Origin of the sequence: Streptomyces albidochromogenes (assembly GCF_005981925.1) — a bacterium.
Taxonomy (GTDB): Bacteria; Actinomycetota; Actinomycetes; order Streptomycetales; family Streptomycetaceae; genus Streptomyces; species Streptomyces albidochromogenes.
The window spans coordinates 1-16750 of sequence record NZ_VBVX01000140.1; the positions used below are offsets into that span (position 1 = coordinate 1).

The 16750-nt window shown below is 71.5% G+C and carries 14 protein-coding genes and 1 pseudogene; 12 read left to right on the forward strand and 3 right to left on the reverse strand.

From position 1 onward, the window contains the following. Positions 1 to 46 precede the first annotated feature (46 nt). From E2E34_RS36555 to E2E34_RS18955, 3 genes and pseudogenes are all read left to right on the forward strand, one after another. A pseudogene (locus E2E34_RS36555) lies at positions 47 to 127 on the forward strand (DUF3830 family protein); the annotation flags it as partial. A 124-nt stretch (positions 128 to 251) separates the two neighbouring features. Continuing rightward, positions 252 to 1409 carry an acyl-CoA dehydrogenase family protein gene (locus E2E34_RS18950; RefSeq protein WP_138903111.1) on the forward strand — a complete coding sequence of 386 codons (1158 nt, stop codon included), beginning with the start codon at positions 252 to 254 and terminating at the stop codon, positions 1407 to 1409. A 36-nt stretch (positions 1410 to 1445) separates the two neighbouring features. Beyond that, on the forward strand, positions 1446 to 2321 hold the full coding sequence (locus E2E34_RS18955; RefSeq protein ID WP_138903112.1) for an acyl-CoA thioesterase: 876 nt from the start codon (positions 1446 to 1448) through the stop codon (positions 2319 to 2321). Positions 2322 to 2357: 36 nt separating this feature from the next. Here the strand turns inward: E2E34_RS18955 and E2E34_RS18960 are convergent, their stop codons facing one another. The 3 genes from E2E34_RS18960 to E2E34_RS18970 all read right to left on the reverse strand — a co-directional run bounded on the left by E2E34_RS18960 (position 2358) and on the right by E2E34_RS18970 (position 5108). Further along, positions 2358 to 3146, reverse strand: coding sequence for a phosphatase (locus tag E2E34_RS18960; protein WP_138903113.1), 789 nt, complete (start codon positions 3144 to 3146; stop codon positions 2358 to 2360). Positions 3147 to 3214: 68 nt separating this feature from the next. Further along, positions 3215 to 3835, reverse strand: a complete 621-nt coding sequence (locus E2E34_RS18965) for an SACE_7040 family transcriptional regulator (RefSeq protein WP_138903114.1) — start codon at positions 3833 to 3835, stop codon at positions 3215 to 3217. Positions 3836 to 3857: 22 nt separating this feature from the next. Next, positions 3858 to 5108 carry a DUF418 domain-containing protein gene (locus tag E2E34_RS18970; protein ID WP_244315867.1) on the reverse strand — a complete coding sequence of 417 codons (1251 nt, stop codon included), beginning with the start codon at positions 5106 to 5108 and terminating at the stop codon, positions 3858 to 3860. Positions 5109 to 5277: 169 nt separating this feature from the next. Between E2E34_RS18970 and E2E34_RS18975 the strand changes: the two genes are divergently transcribed. The 9 genes from E2E34_RS18975 (at position 5278) to E2E34_RS19015 (ending at position 16750) form a co-directional block, all read left to right on the forward strand. Further along, positions 5278 to 6894 (forward strand): carboxyl transferase domain-containing protein, encoded by a 1617-nt coding sequence (locus tag E2E34_RS18975; protein ID WP_138903115.1) that lies wholly within the window; start codon positions 5278 to 5280, stop codon positions 6892 to 6894. Positions 6895 to 6907: 13 nt separating this feature from the next. Continuing rightward, the gene (locus E2E34_RS18980) at positions 6908 to 9064 is read left to right on the forward strand and encodes an acetyl-CoA carboxylase biotin carboxylase subunit (protein WP_138903116.1); all 2157 of its coding nucleotides are present in this window, start codon (positions 6908 to 6910) and stop codon (positions 9062 to 9064) included. Then, on the forward strand, positions 9061 to 10008 hold the full coding sequence (locus E2E34_RS18985; RefSeq protein ID WP_138903117.1) for a hydroxymethylglutaryl-CoA lyase: 948 nt from the start codon (positions 9061 to 9063) through the stop codon (positions 10006 to 10008). Before E2E34_RS18980 ends, E2E34_RS18985 begins: the two co-directional genes overlap by 4 nt. A 2-nt stretch (positions 10009 to 10010) precedes the next feature. Next, complete coding sequence (locus tag E2E34_RS18990; protein WP_138903118.1) at positions 10011 to 11171, forward strand: acyl-CoA dehydrogenase family protein; 1161 nt, start codon at positions 10011 to 10013, stop codon at positions 11169 to 11171. Between the two features lie 260 nt (positions 11172 to 11431). Then, positions 11432 to 12454 (forward strand): ABC transporter substrate-binding protein, encoded by a 1023-nt coding sequence (locus E2E34_RS18995; RefSeq protein WP_138903119.1) that lies wholly within the window; start codon positions 11432 to 11434, stop codon positions 12452 to 12454. A gap of 2 nt (positions 12455 to 12456) precedes the next feature. After that, on the forward strand, positions 12457 to 13323 hold the full coding sequence (locus tag E2E34_RS19000) for a siderophore-interacting protein (RefSeq protein WP_138903120.1): 867 nt from the start codon (positions 12457 to 12459) through the stop codon (positions 13321 to 13323). Positions 13324 to 13483: 160 nt separating this feature from the next. Continuing rightward, on the forward strand, positions 13484 to 14950 hold the full coding sequence (locus tag E2E34_RS19005) for a pyridoxal phosphate-dependent decarboxylase family protein (protein WP_138903121.1): 1467 nt from the start codon (positions 13484 to 13486) through the stop codon (positions 14948 to 14950). Further along, positions 14934 to 16217: a lysine N(6)-hydroxylase/L-ornithine N(5)-oxygenase family protein gene (locus E2E34_RS19010; protein ID WP_138903122.1), complete on the forward strand. Its 1284-nt coding sequence runs from the start codon at positions 14934 to 14936 to the stop codon at positions 16215 to 16217. The genes E2E34_RS19005 and E2E34_RS19010 overlap by 17 nt, the downstream gene beginning before the upstream one ends. Beyond that, entirely contained in the window at positions 16214 to 16750 is a 537-nt protein-coding gene (locus E2E34_RS19015) for a GNAT family N-acetyltransferase (RefSeq protein WP_138903123.1), read from the forward strand. Before E2E34_RS19010 ends, E2E34_RS19015 begins: the two co-directional genes overlap by 4 nt.

Below are 16750 nucleotides of genomic sequence, written 5' to 3' on the forward strand. Positions count from 1 at the left end.
CGGATGGAGCGGGGTGCGCCCTTGACCCTGTGGGGACCATGAGGAGATGACCGACCGATTTGTGGACGTATCGCTCGACAAGCGCGGTGTGCGCTGCACCGCGAAACTCCTGGACGACCGGGCGCCGTGAGCGGACGTGATCTGGGCAACCTGGGCGCCACAGATCTGGACAGCGACGCGAACCCACCGGTAACTTCGCCTGAGCAAGCGCTTAGACCAACATCGCCAATGGAGCAAGAAGGGGGCGTCCCGTGCGCCGCAGCGTTTTCAACGAGGACCACGAGGCCTTCCGGAAGACCATCCGGGCCTTCATCGAGGCCGAGGTCGTCCCCGTCTACGACGAGTGGTTCGCCGCCGGCCAGGCGCCGCGCGACTTCTACTACAAGCTCGGCGAGCTGGGCGTCTTCGGCATCCGCGTCCCGGAGGAGTACGGCGGCGCCGGCATCGAGTCGCACAAGTACGAGGCCGTGATGTACGAGGAGACCTCGCGCGCGGGCGTCAACTTCGGCGGCTCCGGCGTGCACGTGCTGCTCGGCCTGCCCTACATCGAGATGCTCGCCACCGACGAGCAGAAGCAGCGTTTCCTGCCGAAGTTCGTCTCCGGCGAGGAGATGTGGGCGCTGGCGATGACCGAGCCGGGCACCGGCTCCGACGTCGCGGGCATGAAGACCACCGCCAAGCTCTCCGAGGACGGCACGCACTACGTCCTCAACGGCGCCAAGACCTTCATCACCGGCGGTGTGCACGCCGACCGCGTCATCGTGTGCGCCCGTACCTCCGCCCCGAGCGCCGAGGACCGCCGCTTCGGCATCTCGCTGTTCGCCGTGGACACCAAGTCCGAGGGCTACTCGGTGGGCCGCAAGCTGGACAAGCTCGGCCTGAAGACGTCCGACACCGCCGAGCTGGCGTTCGTCGACGTGAAGGTGCCCGTCGAGGACCTGCTCGGCGAGGAGAACAAGGGCTTCGGCTACCTCGGCAAGAACCTGGCCTCCGAGCGCTGGGGCATCGCCTTCGGCGCGTACGCCCAGGCCAAGGCCGCCATCCGGTTCGCCCAGCAGTACGTCCAGGAGCGCACCGTCTTCGGCAAGCCGGTCGCGTCCTTCCAGAACACCAAGTTCGAACTGGCCGCCTGCCAGGCCGAGGTGGACGCCGCCGAGGCCGTCGTCGACCGCGCCCTTGAGGCCCTGGACGCGGGCGAGCTGACCCCGGCCGAGGCCGCGTCCGCGAAGCTGTTCGCCACCGAGGTCGCGCACCGCGTCATCGACAAGTGCCTCCAGCTGCACGGCGGTTACGGGTTCATGAACGAGTACCCGATCGCCCGCCTGTACGCGGACAACCGCGTGAACCGCATCTACGGCGGCACCAGCGAGGTCATGAAGATGATCATCGCGAAGGACATGGGCCTCTAAGACCGCCCTGCCGGACCGCACGGTAGAACTGCCCGCATGAACAAGGCACTCGAAGCCCTCCTCGATCTGCTCGACCTGGAGCAGATCGAGGAGGACATCTTCCGAGGCGTGAGCCGCTCGGCGATCGTCCCCCGCGTCTTCGGCGGCCAGGTCGCGGCCCAGGCCCTGGTGGCCGCCGGCCGCACCGTCCCCGGCGACCGCCTGCCGCACTCGCTGCACGCGTACTTCCTGCGCCTCGGCGACCCGGACGCGCCGATCGTCTACACGGTCGACCGCATCCGCGACGGCCGCTCCTTCACCACCCGGCGCGTCGTCGCCGTCCAGCACGGGCAGCCGATCTTCCACCTCTCCGCGTCGTTCCAGACGTACGAGGAGGGCCTGGAGCACCAGGCGCCCATGCCGCCCGCGCCGGACCCCGAAACCCTTCCGACAGCCGCCCAGATGCTGCCGAAGTACGACTTCCTGGACTCCGGGGTCGTCGACCGCATGCTCGAAGCGCGCGCGGCGGTCGACCTGCGCTACGTCGACGCCCCGCCGTACGGCAGCGTCGGTGAACCGCGCGAGCCGCGCTCCCAGGTCTGGTTCCGTACGAACGGCAAGCTCGACGGCGCCATCGACGAGCCGCTGCTGCACGTCTGCCTCGCCACGTACGTCTCCGACATGACACTGCTCGACTCGGTGCTGCTGGCCCACGGGCGCGGCGGCTGGGCGACCGGCGACGTGGTCGGCGCGTCCCTGGACCACGCGATGTGGTTCCACCGGCCGTTCCGGGCGGACGAATGGCTGCTGTACGACCAGGAGTCGCCGTCCGCGTCGGGCGGCCGGGGCCTGGGCCAGGCCAGGATCTACACCCAGGACGGCCGGCTGGCCATCTCCGTCATCCAGGAGGGCGTGGTCCGCGTCCCGCGCTGACCCCGCCGAGCCCCGCGCGGGTGCCGGCCGGGTGCGTCACGGGCCTTCCGACAGGCCCGCCGCGTCCAGCAGGTACGCCGTCATCGGGTCGTAGAAGCGCGGGTCGGTGACGTGGTCGTCGAGCGGGACGGTGACCTGGAGCGTGCCCTCGGCCTCGCCGATGAACAGCGCCGGGTCGTTGCAGTCGGCGTAACCGATCGAGTCGAGTCCGCGCTGGCCCGCGCATCCCGCCCAGCCGTGGTCGGCCACGACCAGGTCGGGCAGCGGCCGCCCCTCGCGCTCCAGTCCGTCGAGGATCGCCGCCATCGGCTCGGGCGAGTGCGTGTGCCACAGGGTCGCGCCGCGCTCCAGCATCGCGACGTCCGCGAACTGGAACACCATGCCCTCGTCGGCCGTGAGCCCGCCCGGGATCCGTACGATCTCGCACCCCGCGCGGCGCAGCGCGTCCGCCGTCTGCCGGTGCACGTCGAGCAGTCCGCCCGGGTGTCCGGTCGCGAACAGCACCCGCTCCTTGCCCGCGGCGGCCTTGCGCAGCCGCGCCGCCATCCGCTCCAGCGCGTCGACGGTCAGCTCGGGGTCGATGGTGTCCTGGCCCATGCGGTGCTCGGGGTCGTCATTGACGCCGCAGCGCTCCGCCATGACGGCGAGGACGTCCTGCTCGTCGGTCCAGCGGTCGCCGAGTTCGAGGCCGAGCCAGTAGTGGCGGTCGCCGTTCGCGAGCTTCCGGTAGTGGGAGAGGTTGTTGTCGCGGGGGGTGGCGACGTCACCCGCGATGCGGGTGCGGGCGAGGTGGTCGACCAGGGCGGCGCGGCTGGGTATCGGCATGCCCCCCATTGTGCCGTCCGTCCGCGTCCTTCGTCCGGTGAAGCCTCCGCCGGGCGCGGCGGCCGGCGTCAGGCCGCGCCGCGCGGCGCGAGCGCCCCGAACGCCCCGTGGGCCAGCCGCCGCAGGAGCCCTTCCATGGCGGCCCGCCCGGGCAGCCCGTTGCCGTACGAGCCGAGGTGCGGCGTGGAGTTGAGCAGCCCGAACACCGCGTGCACGGCGGAGCGCGCCTCCGCCTCCGGTACGCCCGGGTTCAGCTCCCGCACGACGGTCACCCACAGTTCGACGTACTGGCGCTGGAGCTGCCGCACGCGCTTGCGGTCGCTCTCCCTGAGCCGGTCCAGCTCGCGGTCGTGCAGGGTGATCAGCGGGCGGTCGTCGAGCGCGAAGTCGATGTGGCCGTCGATGAGCGAGCCGAGGACGGCCTGCGGGCTGCCGGCCGACTCGGCGGCGGCCCGCCGCCTGCCGCCGTCCAGCAGCCGTTCGCTGATGCCGACGAGCAGTTCGGCGAGCATCGCGTCCTTGCCGGGGAAGTGGCGGTAGAGGCCGGGGCCGCTGATGCCGACCGCGGCGCCTATCTCGTCGACGCCCACGCCGTGGAAGCCCCGCTCGGCGAAGAGGCGGGCGGCCTCCTTGAGGATCTGCTCGCGGCGGGTCGGGGCCGCGACGCGGGCGGCGGCGTTGGTGCTCATGAGGCCATTCTAGACCGGCCGGTTAGCGGTCGTTAACCTCACGGGGACGCACCCGGAGGTGGGTGAAGGCGCGCAGCGCCCATTCCACCGGGCCGAGCCGGTAACGCCGCACGAGCCGGGCGCTGAGGGCGAGCTGCGCGGCGTACAGGAGGAGCGCGACGGCGAGGGGGACGGCGATGCCGGTCCGGCCGTACAGGCCAAGACCGTACCCGGTGAAGATCAGTGCCATGACCAGCGACTGGGTGAGGTAGTTGGTCAGCGCCATGCGCCCGGCGGGAGCGAGGAGCCCGGCCACCCGCGCCCCGCTCGGCGTACCGAACCAGAGCAGCAGGCCGGCGACGTACGCGGCGCTGAGCGCCGGAGCCGTGACCACGCCGCTCATCGCGGCGAGCAGCTCCCAGCGGGCAGGCAGCGGGCCCGCGGCGCCGGAGGCAGAGAAGGCGGCGGCGGGCAGGCCGACGCAGAGGCCCATCACCAGGACGCGGCGCAGGCTCGCCCCGCCCGCCCGGGTGAGCCACTGCCGCTTCCCGGCCGAGAGTCCCAGCAGGAAGGCGGCGACGACGAAGCCGCTCATGACGGCCAGGGCGACGACGGCGAGCGGCAGCTGCCCCACGTTCGCGCCCACGACGTCGCCGAAGCCGCCCCGGTACGCCGCGGTGAGCTCGGCGGCCTCGCGGGCCGCGGCGGCCTTGGCGGCCTCGTCGTCGGGACCGGCCAGGGTCCCGAGCGCGCCGAGCAGCAGCAGGAGGGAGCCGAACGAGCCCCACACCCACAGCGCGGCGCGCAACGCCCCTTCGGGGGTGGCCCGGCGGGCGGCGAAGAGGATCAGGCCGAGCAGGGCGTACGTCGTCAGGATGTCGCCGACGTACAGGAACACGGCGTGCAGGGCTCCGAGTGCGAAGAGCCCCAGCAGCCGTCGCATCGTCAACGGCCCGAGGCGGGCGCCGGCCCGCTCGGCGGAGGCCGCCTGGAGGGTGAAGCTGTAGCCGAAGAGGAACGAGAAGAGCAGGTAGAACTTGCTCTGGGCGAGGAAGTCGACCAGCCACAGCGCCACGCCGTCGACGGCGGCCGAGGGGCGGCCGCCCAGCACGCCCTGGGTGCCGGCCATGGTCAGGGTGTTGACGAGCAGGATGCCGAGCAGGGCGAAACCGCGCAGCGCGTCGACCTCCAGGACGCGCGAGCGGGGCCGCGGCGGTACCGCCGGGTCCCCCGCCGCTCCCTCCGCCCCCCTTGCTTCCGCGCCTCGTACGGCCGTCTCTCGCAGTGTCGTCACAAGCCCTGTCCCCCGTGTGGTCGGGTCGGATCCTGACACGTCCGGATCTTGGAGTCGTCATACCGAAGGACGAATCCACAGCCCTGGACAGGGCGGTTAGCGCTCGTTAACCTTGGGAGCGCGTTAACGCTCATTAACATCACATCGACCGGGCAAGGGGGCTCAGGAGATGCGGCAGGCACCGGTGCTGACCAGCACCGCCGATCCGGCGGCCGAGGCATGGCGGGCCAACGAGGCGGCCCACCTGGAGCTCGTGGAGGGGCTGCGCGGGCGGCTGGCCGCGGCGCGGCTCGGCGGCGGCGAGAAGGCGCGCGCCCGGCACACCGCGCGTGGCAAGCTCCTTCCCCGCGACCGCGTGGACACCCTTCTGGACCCCGGATCGCCGTTCCTGGAGCTCGCCCCGCTGGCGGCCGAGGGGATGTACGGCGGCGCGGCCCCGGCGGCGGGTGTGATCGCCGGCATCGGGCGGGTGAGCGGCCGCGAGGTGGTGATCGTCGCCAACGACGCCACCGTCAAGGGCGGCACGTACTACCCGATGACCGTCAAGAAGCACCTGCGCGCCCAGGAGGTGGCGCTGGAGAACCGGCTGCCCTGCCTGTACCTGGTGGACTCCGGCGGCGCCTTCCTGCCCATGCAGGACGAGGTCTTCCCCGACCGCGAGCACTTCGGACGGATCTTCTACAACCAGGCCCGCATGTCGGGCGCGGGCATCCCGCAGATCGCGGCGGTGCTCGGCTCCTGCACGGCCGGCGGGGCGTACGTACCCGCGATGAGCGACGAGGCCGTCATCGTGCGGAACCAGGGCACGATCTTCCTGGGCGGTCCGCCGCTGGTGAAGGCCGCGACCGGCGAGGTCGTCACGGCGGAGGAGCTCGGCGGCGGCGAGGTGCACTCCCGCACCTCGGGCGTGACGGACCATCTGGCGGAGGACGACTCCCACGCCCTGCGCATCGTCCGCAACATCGTCGCCACGCTCCCGGAGCGCGGCCCGCTGCCGTGGTCGGTGGAGCCGGTCGAGGAGCCGAAGGTGGACCCGGCCGGCCTGTACGGCGCGGTGCCGGTCGACTCCCGTACGCCCTACGACGTGCGTGAGGTCATCGCGCGCACGGTCGACGGCTCGCGCTTCCAGGAGTTCAAGGCGGAGTTCGGCCAGACGCTGGTCACCGGCTTCGCGCGGATCCACGGGCACCCGGTCGGCATCGTCGCCAACAACGGCATCCTGTTCTCCGAATCGGCCCAGAAGGGCGCGCACTTCATCGAGCTGTGCGATCAGCGCGGCATCCCCCTGCTCTTCCTCCAGAACATCTCGGGCTTCATGGTCGGCAGGGACTACGAGGCGGGCGGGATCGCCAAGCACGGCGCCAAGATGGTGACGGCCGTGGCGTGCACGCGCGTGCCGAAGCTGACGGTCGTCGTCGGCGGGTCGTACGGCGCGGGCAACTACTCGATGTGCGGCCGGGCGTACTCGCCGCGCTTCCTGTGGATGTGGCCCAACGCGAAGATCTCCGTGATGGGCGGCGAGCAGGCGGCGTCGGTCCTGGCGACCGTCAAGCGGGACCAGCTGGAGGCGCGGGGCGAGGAGTGGCCCGCCGCCGAGGAGGAGGCGTTCAAGACGCCGATCCGCGAGCAGTACGACGCCCAGGGCAACGCCTACTACGCGACGGCCCGGCTGTGGGACGACGGCGTGATCGACCCGCTGGAGACCCGGCAGGTCGTGGGCCTGGCCCTGACGGCCTGCGCCAACGCGCCCCTGACCGAGCCCGCCTTCGGCGTCTTCCGGATGTGAGAGACAGATGACGATGTTCGACACAGTACTGGTCGCCAACCGCGGCGAGATCGCGGTCCGTGTCATCCGCACGCTGCGGGAGCTGGGCGTGCGCTCGGTGGCCGTGTTCAGCGACGCGGACGCGGACGCCCGTCATGTCCGGGAGGCGGACACGGCGGTGCGCATCGGCCCGGCGGCGGCGTCGGCGAGCTACCTCCGCACGGACCGCCTGCTGGAGGCCGCCGCCCGCACCGGCGCGCAGGCCGTCCACCCGGGATACGGCTTCCTCGCCGAGAACGCCGCGTTCGCGCGGGCGTGCGCGGACGCGGGCCTCGCCTTCATCGGCCCGCCCGCCTCGGCGATCGCGCTGATGGGCGACAAGATCCGGGCGAAGGAGACGGTACGGGCGGCGGGCGTGCCGGTGGTGCCCGGCTCGTCCGGCAGCGGCCTGACGGACGACGAACTGGCCGCCGCGGCCCGGGAGATCGGCATGCCGGTCCTCCTGAAGCCGTCGGCCGGCGGCGGCGGCAAGGGCATGCGGCTGACGCGGGTGGAGTCGGCGCTGGCCGACGAGATCGCGGCGGCGCGGCGCGAGGCGCGGGCGTCGTTCGGCGACGACACGCTGCTGGTGGAACGGTGGATCGACCGCCCCCGGCACATCGAGATCCAGGTCCTGGCCGACGCCCACGGCAACGTGGTGCACCTGGGCGAGCGCGAGTGCTCGCTCCAGCGCCGGCACCAGAAGATCATCGAGGAGGCCCCGTCGGTCCTCCTCGACGAGGCGACGCGCGCCGCGATGGGCGAGGCGGCGGTCCAGGCGGCCCGCTCCTGCGGCTACCGGGGCGCGGGCACGGTGGAGTTCATCGTCCCGGGCAACGACCCGTCGTCGTACTACTTCATGGAGATGAACACCCGCCTCCAGGTGGAGCACCCGGTGACGGAGCTGATCACCGGCCTCGACCTGGTGGAGTGGCAGCTGCGGGTGGCAGCCGGTGAGGAACTGCCGTTCACGCAGAAGGACGTCACGCTCACGGGGCACGCGGTGGAGGCCCGTATCTGCGCGGAGGACCCCTCGCGCGGCTTCCTCCCCTCGGGCGGCACGATCCTCGCCCTCCACGAGCCGCAGGGCGACGGCGTGCGCACCGACTCGGGCCTCACCGAGGGCACGGAGGTGGGCAGCCTGTACGACCCGATGCTGTCCAAGGTCATCGCGTACGCCCCGGACCGCGCCACCGCGCTGCGCCGCCTGCGCGGCGCCCTCGCGGACACGGTCACCCTGGGCGTGCCGACGAACGCGGGCTTCCTGCGCCGTCTGCTGGCCCACCCGGACGTGGTCTCGGGCGCGCTGGACACGGGCCTGGTCGAGCGCGACGCGGACAGCCTGGTCCCGGAGGGGATCCCGCCGGAGGTGTACGCGGCGGCGGCGCTGCTGCGGGCCGGGGCGACGACGGGCACCGGCGGCTCCGCGCGATGGACCGACCCGTTCTCCGTGCCCACCGGATGGCGTCTTGGCGGCACCCCCGCCTGGACGGTCCACCACGCCCGGGTGCCGGGCCACGACCCGGTGGAGATCCGGCTGCGCGCCTCGGGTCCGGGCCAGGATCTCCTGCTCCCCGAAGCGGCGCCCGCGGAGCCGGACCTGGCCGCCGCCGTACCCCTGGAGCCGGCCGCACCGGGCGGCGCGGGCGCGGCGGAGCTGCCGCCCCGGGCGCCCGGGAAGCTGCCCCCGCTGGAGACGCCGCTCGCGTCGCCGTCGGCGGGCGGAGCCGAACGGCTGCCCGTCCGTGCCCGTGTCGTCAGCGCCGACGCGGCCACCGTCACCGTCGAACTGGCCGGGGTCACCCATACCTTCCGGCACGCCACCGGCCCGGAGGGCACCTGGCTGAGCCGGGACGGGGACGCCTGGCACGTCCAGGACCACGACCCCGTCGAGGCCGGTCTCACCGGCGCCGGGCGCTCCGGCGCCGACACCCTCGCCGCGCCGATGCCCGGCACCGTCACCGTCGTCAAGGTGGCCGTCGGGGACCACGTCGACGCCGGGCAGAGCCTGCTGGTCGTCGAGGCGATGAAGATGGAGCACGTCATCTCCGCCCCGCACGCCGGCACGGTCACCGAGCTCGACGTGACGCCCGGCTCCACCGTCGCCATGGACCAGGTCCTGGCCGTGGTCACCCCGCAGGAGGAGTCATGACCGGTCTGCCCGAAGGGCTGCCCATGCGGGTCCCGGCGACGGGCCTGCCGACGCGCGTACGGATCCACGAGGTCGGCGCCCGCGACGGCCTCCAGAACGAGAAGGCCGTCGTACCGACCGAGGTGAAGGCCGAGTTCGTCCACCGCCTCGCCGACGCCGGGCTCACCACCGTCGAGGCGACCAGCTTCGTGCACCCCGAGTGGGTGCCCCAGCTGGCGGACGCCGAGGCGCTGTTCCCCCTGCTGCACGACGTGCGCGCCGAACTGCCCGTCCTCGTGCCGAACGCGCGCGGCCTCGACCGCGCTCTCGCCCTGGGCGTGCGCCGGATCGCCGTGTTCGGGAGTGCGACGGAGACGTTCGCCCGCCGCAACCTCAACCGGACCGTCGACGAGTCGCTCGCCATGTTCGAACCGGTCGTCGCCCGCGCGCGTCAGGACGAGGTCCATGTGCGCGGCTACCTCTCGATGTGCTTCGGCGACCCGTGGGAGGGGGCGGTCCCGGTCGGCCAGGTGGTCGGGGTCGCGAAGGCGCTGCTCGACCTCGGCTGCGACGAGCTGAGCCTGGGCGACACCATCGGCGTGGCCACCCCGGGGCACGTCCTGGCCCTGCTCACCGCCCTGAACGAGGCCGGGGTCCCGACCTCCGCCGTCGGCGTGCACTTCCACGACACGTACGGCCAGGCCCTCGCCAACACCCTCGCCGCGCTCCAGCACGGCGTCACCACCGTGGACGCCTCGGCGGGCGGCCTCGGCGGCTGCCCGTACGCGAAGAGCGCCACCGGGAACCTCGCCACCGAAGACCTCGTGTGGATGCTCCACGGCCTCGGCATCGAAACCGGGGTCGACCTCGGCCGGCTCACCGCCACCAGCGTGTGGATGGCCGAACGGCTGGGCCGCCCCAGCCCCTCCCGCACCGTGCGTGCCCTGTCCCACAAGGAGTCGTAGCCATGTCCCTCGACCACCGCCTCACCCCCGAGCACGAAGAACTCCGCCGCACGGTCGAAGAGTTCGCGCACGACGTCGTCGCCCCGAAGATCGGCGACTTCTACGAGCGCCACGAGTTCCCGTACGAGATCGTCCGCGAGATGGGCCGCATGGGCCTGTTCGGACTGCCCTTCCCCGAGGAGTACGGCGGCATGGGCGGCGACTACCTCGCCCTCGGCATCGCCCTCGAAGAGCTCGCCCGCGTCGACTCCTCCGTGGCCATCACCCTCGAAGCGGGCGTCTCGCTCGGCGCCATGCCCGTCTTCCGCTTCGGCACCGAGGAGCAGAAGCGCGAGTGGCTGCCCCGCCTGTGCTCGGGCGAGATGCTCGGCGCGTTCGGCCTGACCGAGCCGGACTGCGGCTCGGACGCCGGCGGCACGAAGACGACGGCCCGCCGCGAGGGCGACGAGTGGGTCGTCAACGGCTCCAAGTGCTTCATCACCAACTCCGGCACGGACATCACCGGCCTGGTCACCGTCACCGCCGTGACCGGCCGCAAGCCCGACGGCAAGCCGGAGATCTCCGCCATCATCGTCCCGTCCGGCACTCCGGGCTTCACGGTCGCCGCCCCGTACTCCAAGGTCGGCTGGAACGCCTCGGACACCCGCGAGCTGTCCTTCTCCGACGTGCGCGTCCCGGTCGGCAACCTCCTCGGCGAAGAGGGGCGGGGTTACGCCCAGTTCCTGCGCATCCTCGACGAGGGCCGCATCGCCATCTCGGCGCTCGCGACCGGCCTGGCCCAGGGCTGCGTCGACGAGTCGGTGACGTACGCCAAGGAGCGGCACACCTTCGGCCGGCCCATCGGCTCCAACCAGGCGATCCAGTTCAAGATCGCCGACATGGAGATGCGCGCCCACATGGCCCGCGTCGGCTGGCGCGACGCGGCGTCACGTCTGGTGCAGGGCGAGCCGTTCAAGAAGGAGGCCGCGCTCGCGAAGCTGTACTCCTCGACGGTCGCGGTGGACAACGCCCGCGAGGCCACCCAGATCCACGGCGGCTACGGCTTCATGAACGAGTACCCGGTGGCCCGGATGTGGCGCGACTCCAAGATCCTGGAGATCGGCGAGGGCACCAGTGAGGTCCAGCGCATGCTGATCGCCCGGGAACTCGGCCTGACCGGCTGACGTCCGGCCCGCACCGCCAGGTCCGGCCCCGCACAGCACGACGCGGGGCCGGACCGCGTCATGCTCCCTCACCGCTTCCTGGCAGCCCATGAGCGTCAACCACCCGAGCGTGCGCGGGACTTCGGCGCGCCCCGCGGTTCACCCGCCGCCCCTGCGGGCGTCCTCGCAGAACCACCCCCTGGACAACCGATGAGGTTAGGCTAACCTACCCTCGGACTTGTCCCGTGGTGGACCCCGCACGCACGAAAGCAGACACCGTCATGCCTCACGCCCGAGCTTCCCACCTTTCCCGCCGCAGCCTGCTGGCCGCCGGCGGCGCCCTCGGCATCGGCGCCGCGCTGACCGCCTGCGGCGAGACCGCCGCGAAGAGCGAGGGCAAGGCGGCGGGGAAGTCGGACCCGTGGTCCTTCAAGGACGACCGCGGCAAGACGGTCAAGAGCCCGGCCACTCCGAAGAACATCGTGGCGTTCACCGGCGTCGCCGCCGCGCTGCACGACTTCGGCGTCGAGGTCAAGGGCGTGTTCGGCCCGACCAAGACCGCTGACGGCAAGCCCGACGTGCAGGCCGGCGACCTGGACGTCAACAAGGTCGAGATCCTCGGCAACGCCTACGACAAGTTCGACGTCGAGGCCTACGTCGGCCTCGACCCCGACCTCCTGGTCACGGCCATGTGGGAGAAGGACAAGCTCTGGTACGTCCCCGAGGCGTCCGCCGGGAAGATCCTCAAGGTCGCCCCGAGCGTCGCCCTGTGGGCAGCGGAGACCACCATCCCCAAGGCGATCCAGCGCCACGCCGACCTCGCGAAGTCCCTGGGCGCCGACATCGGCGCCAAGAAGATCACCGATGCGAAGGCCCGCTTCGAGAAGGCTGCCGAGCGCCTGCGCCAGGCCGCCAAGGCCAACCCGAAGGTCAAGGTCATGATCGGCTCCGCGAGCCCGGACCTCTTCTACGTCTCCCTCGCGAAGATGTCGGCGGACACCCTGTACTTCCAGGAGCTCGGCGTGAAGTTCGTCGAGCCGAAGGTCGACGCGGCCGGCTTCTTCGAGAGCCTCAGCTGGGAGAACGTCGACAAGTACCAGGCCGACATCATCATGATGGACAACCGGACCGCCGTCCTGCAGCCCTCCGCCCTCAAGGACAAGCCGACCTGGACGCGCCTGCCCGCCGTCAAGGCCGGCCAGGTCGTCCCGCGCACCACGGAGCCGATCTACTCCTGGGACAAGTGCGCGCCGATCCTCGAAGACCTCGCCGAGGCCATCGAGAAGGCCAAGAAGGTCGCCTGACCATGACCCGCGCCGAGACAGCCGAGGAGACCGCCGTCGTCCCGTTCCGCCTCTTCGGCCTGACGGTCGCGCGGACACGGCGGCTCAGCACCTCCATGCTCCGGGTGACGTTCGCGGGCGAGGAACTGCGCGGCTTCGCCTCCGGCGGCCGTGACCAGAGCCTGTCGCTGTTCCTGCCGCACCCCGGACAGCCGGAGCCGGTCCTTCCGCCGCAGACCGAGCCGGACTGGTTCGGGGCGTACCGCGCGCTGCCCGACGACGTGCGCGCGGTCATGCGCTCGTACACGCTGCGCGAGCAGCGCCGCGCCGCCGACGGCGCGGACGCGGACGAGGTGGACATCGACTTCGCCCTGCACGGCGACGGCGGGCCCGCGAGCCGCTGGGCGGCGCAGGCGGAACCGGGCGACCGCGTCGTGGTCCTGGGCCCCGCCGTCGAGGACAACACCGCCGTACGCTTCCGCCCGCCCCAGGACACCGAGTGGGTCCTGATGTGGGCGGACGAGACGGCGCTGCCGGCCGCGGCTGCCGCCCTGGAGTGGCTGCCCGCGGGCACGAGGGCGAAGGTCTGGATCGAGGTCCAGCACGCCGACGACCGCCTGGAGCTGACCACGTCGGCCGACGCGGACGTCACGTGGCTGGTACGGGACGAGAACGCGCCCACCCCCCTGGAGGCGGTGAGCGCGGCCGAGTTGCCCGAGGGCACGCCGTACACGTGGATCGCCGGGGAGTCCTCGTGCGTACGGGCGCTGCGCCGCCACCTCGTCCAGGAGCGGAAGTTCGACCGCAAGCGCGTGACGTTCGTGGGCTACTGGCGTCGCGGACTGAGCGAGGAGCAGCTCCGCGAGCGCGCCGAAGAGGAAGAGGCGTAGGCCCCGGGCCGCGCCATATCACCACAGCCGTGCCCCGTGGGGGGCGAGGGGTCGTTGCGAGCGTAACTAAGGTTAGGCTAACCTTACTTACACATCGCGCCCTCGCCCCCCTCTCCTGTCCTGAGGGCACGTTGAAATCCCGTACCCGGGAGGACAGTTCATGCGCTCACACCTGCTCAATGACACGACCGCCGAGCGGTATCGCCGGACCGCCACCGCCGCGGTCGAGCGGGTGGCGGACAAAATCGCCGCGACCGACCGGCCGTTCACCGGCATCACACCGGAGCGGCTCGCCCCGGTCTTCGACGCGATCGACCTCGACCGGCCGCTCGGCGACACCGCCGCCGCCCTGGACGAGCTCGAATCGGTCTACCTCCGCGACGCGGTCTACTTCCACCACCCGCGTTACCTCGCGCACCTCAACTGCCCGGTCGTCATCCCGGCCGTCGCCGCCGAGGCCGTCCTCTCCGCCGTGAACTCCTCCCTGGACACCTGGGACCAGAGCGCGGGCGCCACATTGATCGAGCGCCGCCTCATCGACTGGACCGCGCACCGCATCGGCTTCGGCACCGGCATCGGCGCCGACGCGATGACCAGCGCCGACGGCGTCTTCACCAGCGGCGGCTCCCAGTCCAACCTCCAGGCGCTGCTCCTCGCCCGCGAGGAGGCCAAGACCCGGGACCTGTCCAGGCTCCGCGTCTTCGCGTCCGAGTGCGGCCACTTCAGCGTCCAGAAGTCCGCGAAACTCCTCGGCCTCTCCCCCGAGGCCGTCATCGCGATCCCCTGCGACGGCGACAAGCGCATGCAGACCGTGGCCCTCGCCCGCGAGCTGGCCCGCTGCACGAGCGAGGGCCTGGTCCCGATGGCCGTCGTCGCCACCGCCGGCACCACCGACTTCGGCTCGATCGACCCGCTGCCCGAGATAGCCGAGCTCTGCGAGCTGTACGGCGCCTGGATGCACGTCGACGCGGCGTACGGATGCGGCCTGCTGGCCTCCCGTACCCGCCGCCACCTCCTCGACGGCATCGAGAACGCCGACTCCGTCACCGTGGACTACCACAAGTCCTTCTTCCAGCCGGTGAGTTCGAGCGCGCTGCTGGTCCGCGACGGCGCCGCCCTGCGCCACGCGACGTACCACGCCGACTACCTCAACCCGCGCCGGATGGTCGAGGAGCGCATCCCCAACCAGGTCGACAAGTCCCTCCAGACCACCCGCCGCTTCGACGCCCTCAAGCTGTGGATGACCCTGCGCACCATGGGCGCCGACGGCATCGGCGAGCTCTTCGACGAGGTCTGCGACCTGGCCGCCGACGGCTGGCAGCTGCTCGCCGCCGACCCGCGCTACGACGTCGTCGTCCAGCCCTCCCTCTCCACCCTCGTCTTCCGCTACATCCCCGCCGACGTCACCAGCCCCGCGGTGATCGACCGCGCCAACCTCTACGCCCGCAAGGCGCTGTTCGCCTCCGGCGACGCCGTCGTGGCCGGGACCAAGGTCGGCGGCAAGCACTACCTGAAGTTCACCCTTCTCAACCCCGAGACGACGCTGACCGACATCGCGGCCGTCCTCGACCTCATCGCCGGCCACGCCGAGCAGTACCTGGGAGAGTCCCTTGTCCACGCCTCTTGAGCCCCTCGCGCCTCTTGATTTCATCGGTATCGGACTCGGTCCGTTCAACCTCGGCCTCGCCTGCCTGACCGAACCGATCGAGGAGCTCGACGGTCTCTTCCTGGAGACGAAGCCGAACTTCGAGTGGCACGCCGGGATGTTCCTGGACGGCGCACACCTCCAGACGCCCTTCATGTCGGACCTGGTCACGATGGCCGACCCGACCTCGCCGTACTCCTTCCTCCAGTACCTGAAGGAGTCGGGGCGGCTGTACTCGTTCTACATCCGCGAGAACTTCTATCCGCTGCGGACCGAGTACAACGACTACTGCCACTGGGCCGCCGCCAAGCTGAGCAACATCCGCTTCAACCAGACGGTCGCCGCGGTCGAGTACGACGCCGAGTCCGAGCTGTACACCGTGCGCACCCAGGACACCACCTACCGCGCCCGCCACGTGGTCCTGGGCACCGGCACCCCGCCGTACATCCCGGACGCCTGCCAGGACCTCGGCGGCGACTTCATCCACAACTCGCGGTACGTGCAGAGCAAAGAGGCGCTCCAGGCGAAGAAGTCCATCACCCTGGTCGGCAGCGGCCAGAGCGCGGCGGAGATCTACTACGACCTCCTCTCCGAGATCGACGTGCACGGCTACCGGCTCAACTGGGTCACCCGCTCCCCGCGCTTCTTCCCGCTGGAGTACACCAAGCTGACGCTCGAGATGACCTCCCCGGAGTACGTCGACTACTTCCACGCGCTCCCGGAGGCGACGCGCTACCGCCTGGAGTCCCAGCAGAAGAACCTCTTCAAGGGCATCGACTCCGAGCTGATCGACGCGATCTTCGACCTGCTGTACCAGAAGAGCCTCAAGGGCCCCGTCGCCACCCGCCTGCTCACCAACTCCTCGCTCAACAGCGCGAGCCACGACGCCGGGAGCGGTACGTACGCCCTCGGTCTGCGGCAGGAGGAGCAGGGCAAGGACTTCGAGCTGATCACCGAGGGCCTGATCCTCGCCACCGGCTACCGCTACCGGACGCCCGCTTTCCTGGAGGGCGTGCGGGACCGGATCCGCTGGGACGGCCAGGGCCGCTTCGACGTGGCCCGCAACTACAGCATCGACACGACCGGACGCGGCATCTTCCTCCAGAACGCCGCCGTCCACACCCACAGCATCACCTCGCCCGACCTGGGCATGAGCGCGTACCGCAACGCCTACATCATCCGTGAGCTGCTGGGCTCCGAGTACTACCCGGTCGAGAAGGCCATCGCTTTCCAGGAGTTCGCGATATGAGCACGCCGCAGTTCACGATCCGCCCCCTCGACCCCCTCGCCGACGCACCGATGGTGCACGGCTGGGTCACCCCCAAGGCCGCGTACTGGTTGATGCAGGACGCGTCGCTGACGGACGTCGAGCGCGAGTACATGGCGATATGCGCCGCCGAGCACCACGACGTCTTCATCGGTGAGCACGAGGGCAGGCCCGCCTTCCTCATGGAGCGCTACGACCCGGCCCACGTCGAGCTCGTCGGCCTGTTCGACGCCCGGCCCGGCGACGTCGGGATGCACTTCCTGGTCGCGCCGACCGACACGCCCGTCCACGGCTTCACCCGCGCCGTGATCACCGCGGTGATGCGGACGCTGTTCGCCGACCCGGCGACCCGCCGCGTGATCGTCGAGCCCGACGTGCGCAACACCGCCGTGCACCGCCTGAACGAGGCCGTCGGCTTCGAGATCGTCGAGAAGATCGCCAAGCCGGAGAAGGACGCCTACCTGAGCGTCTGCACCCGCGAGAGCTTCGACGCCGCCGTGGGAGCCGCCCTGTGA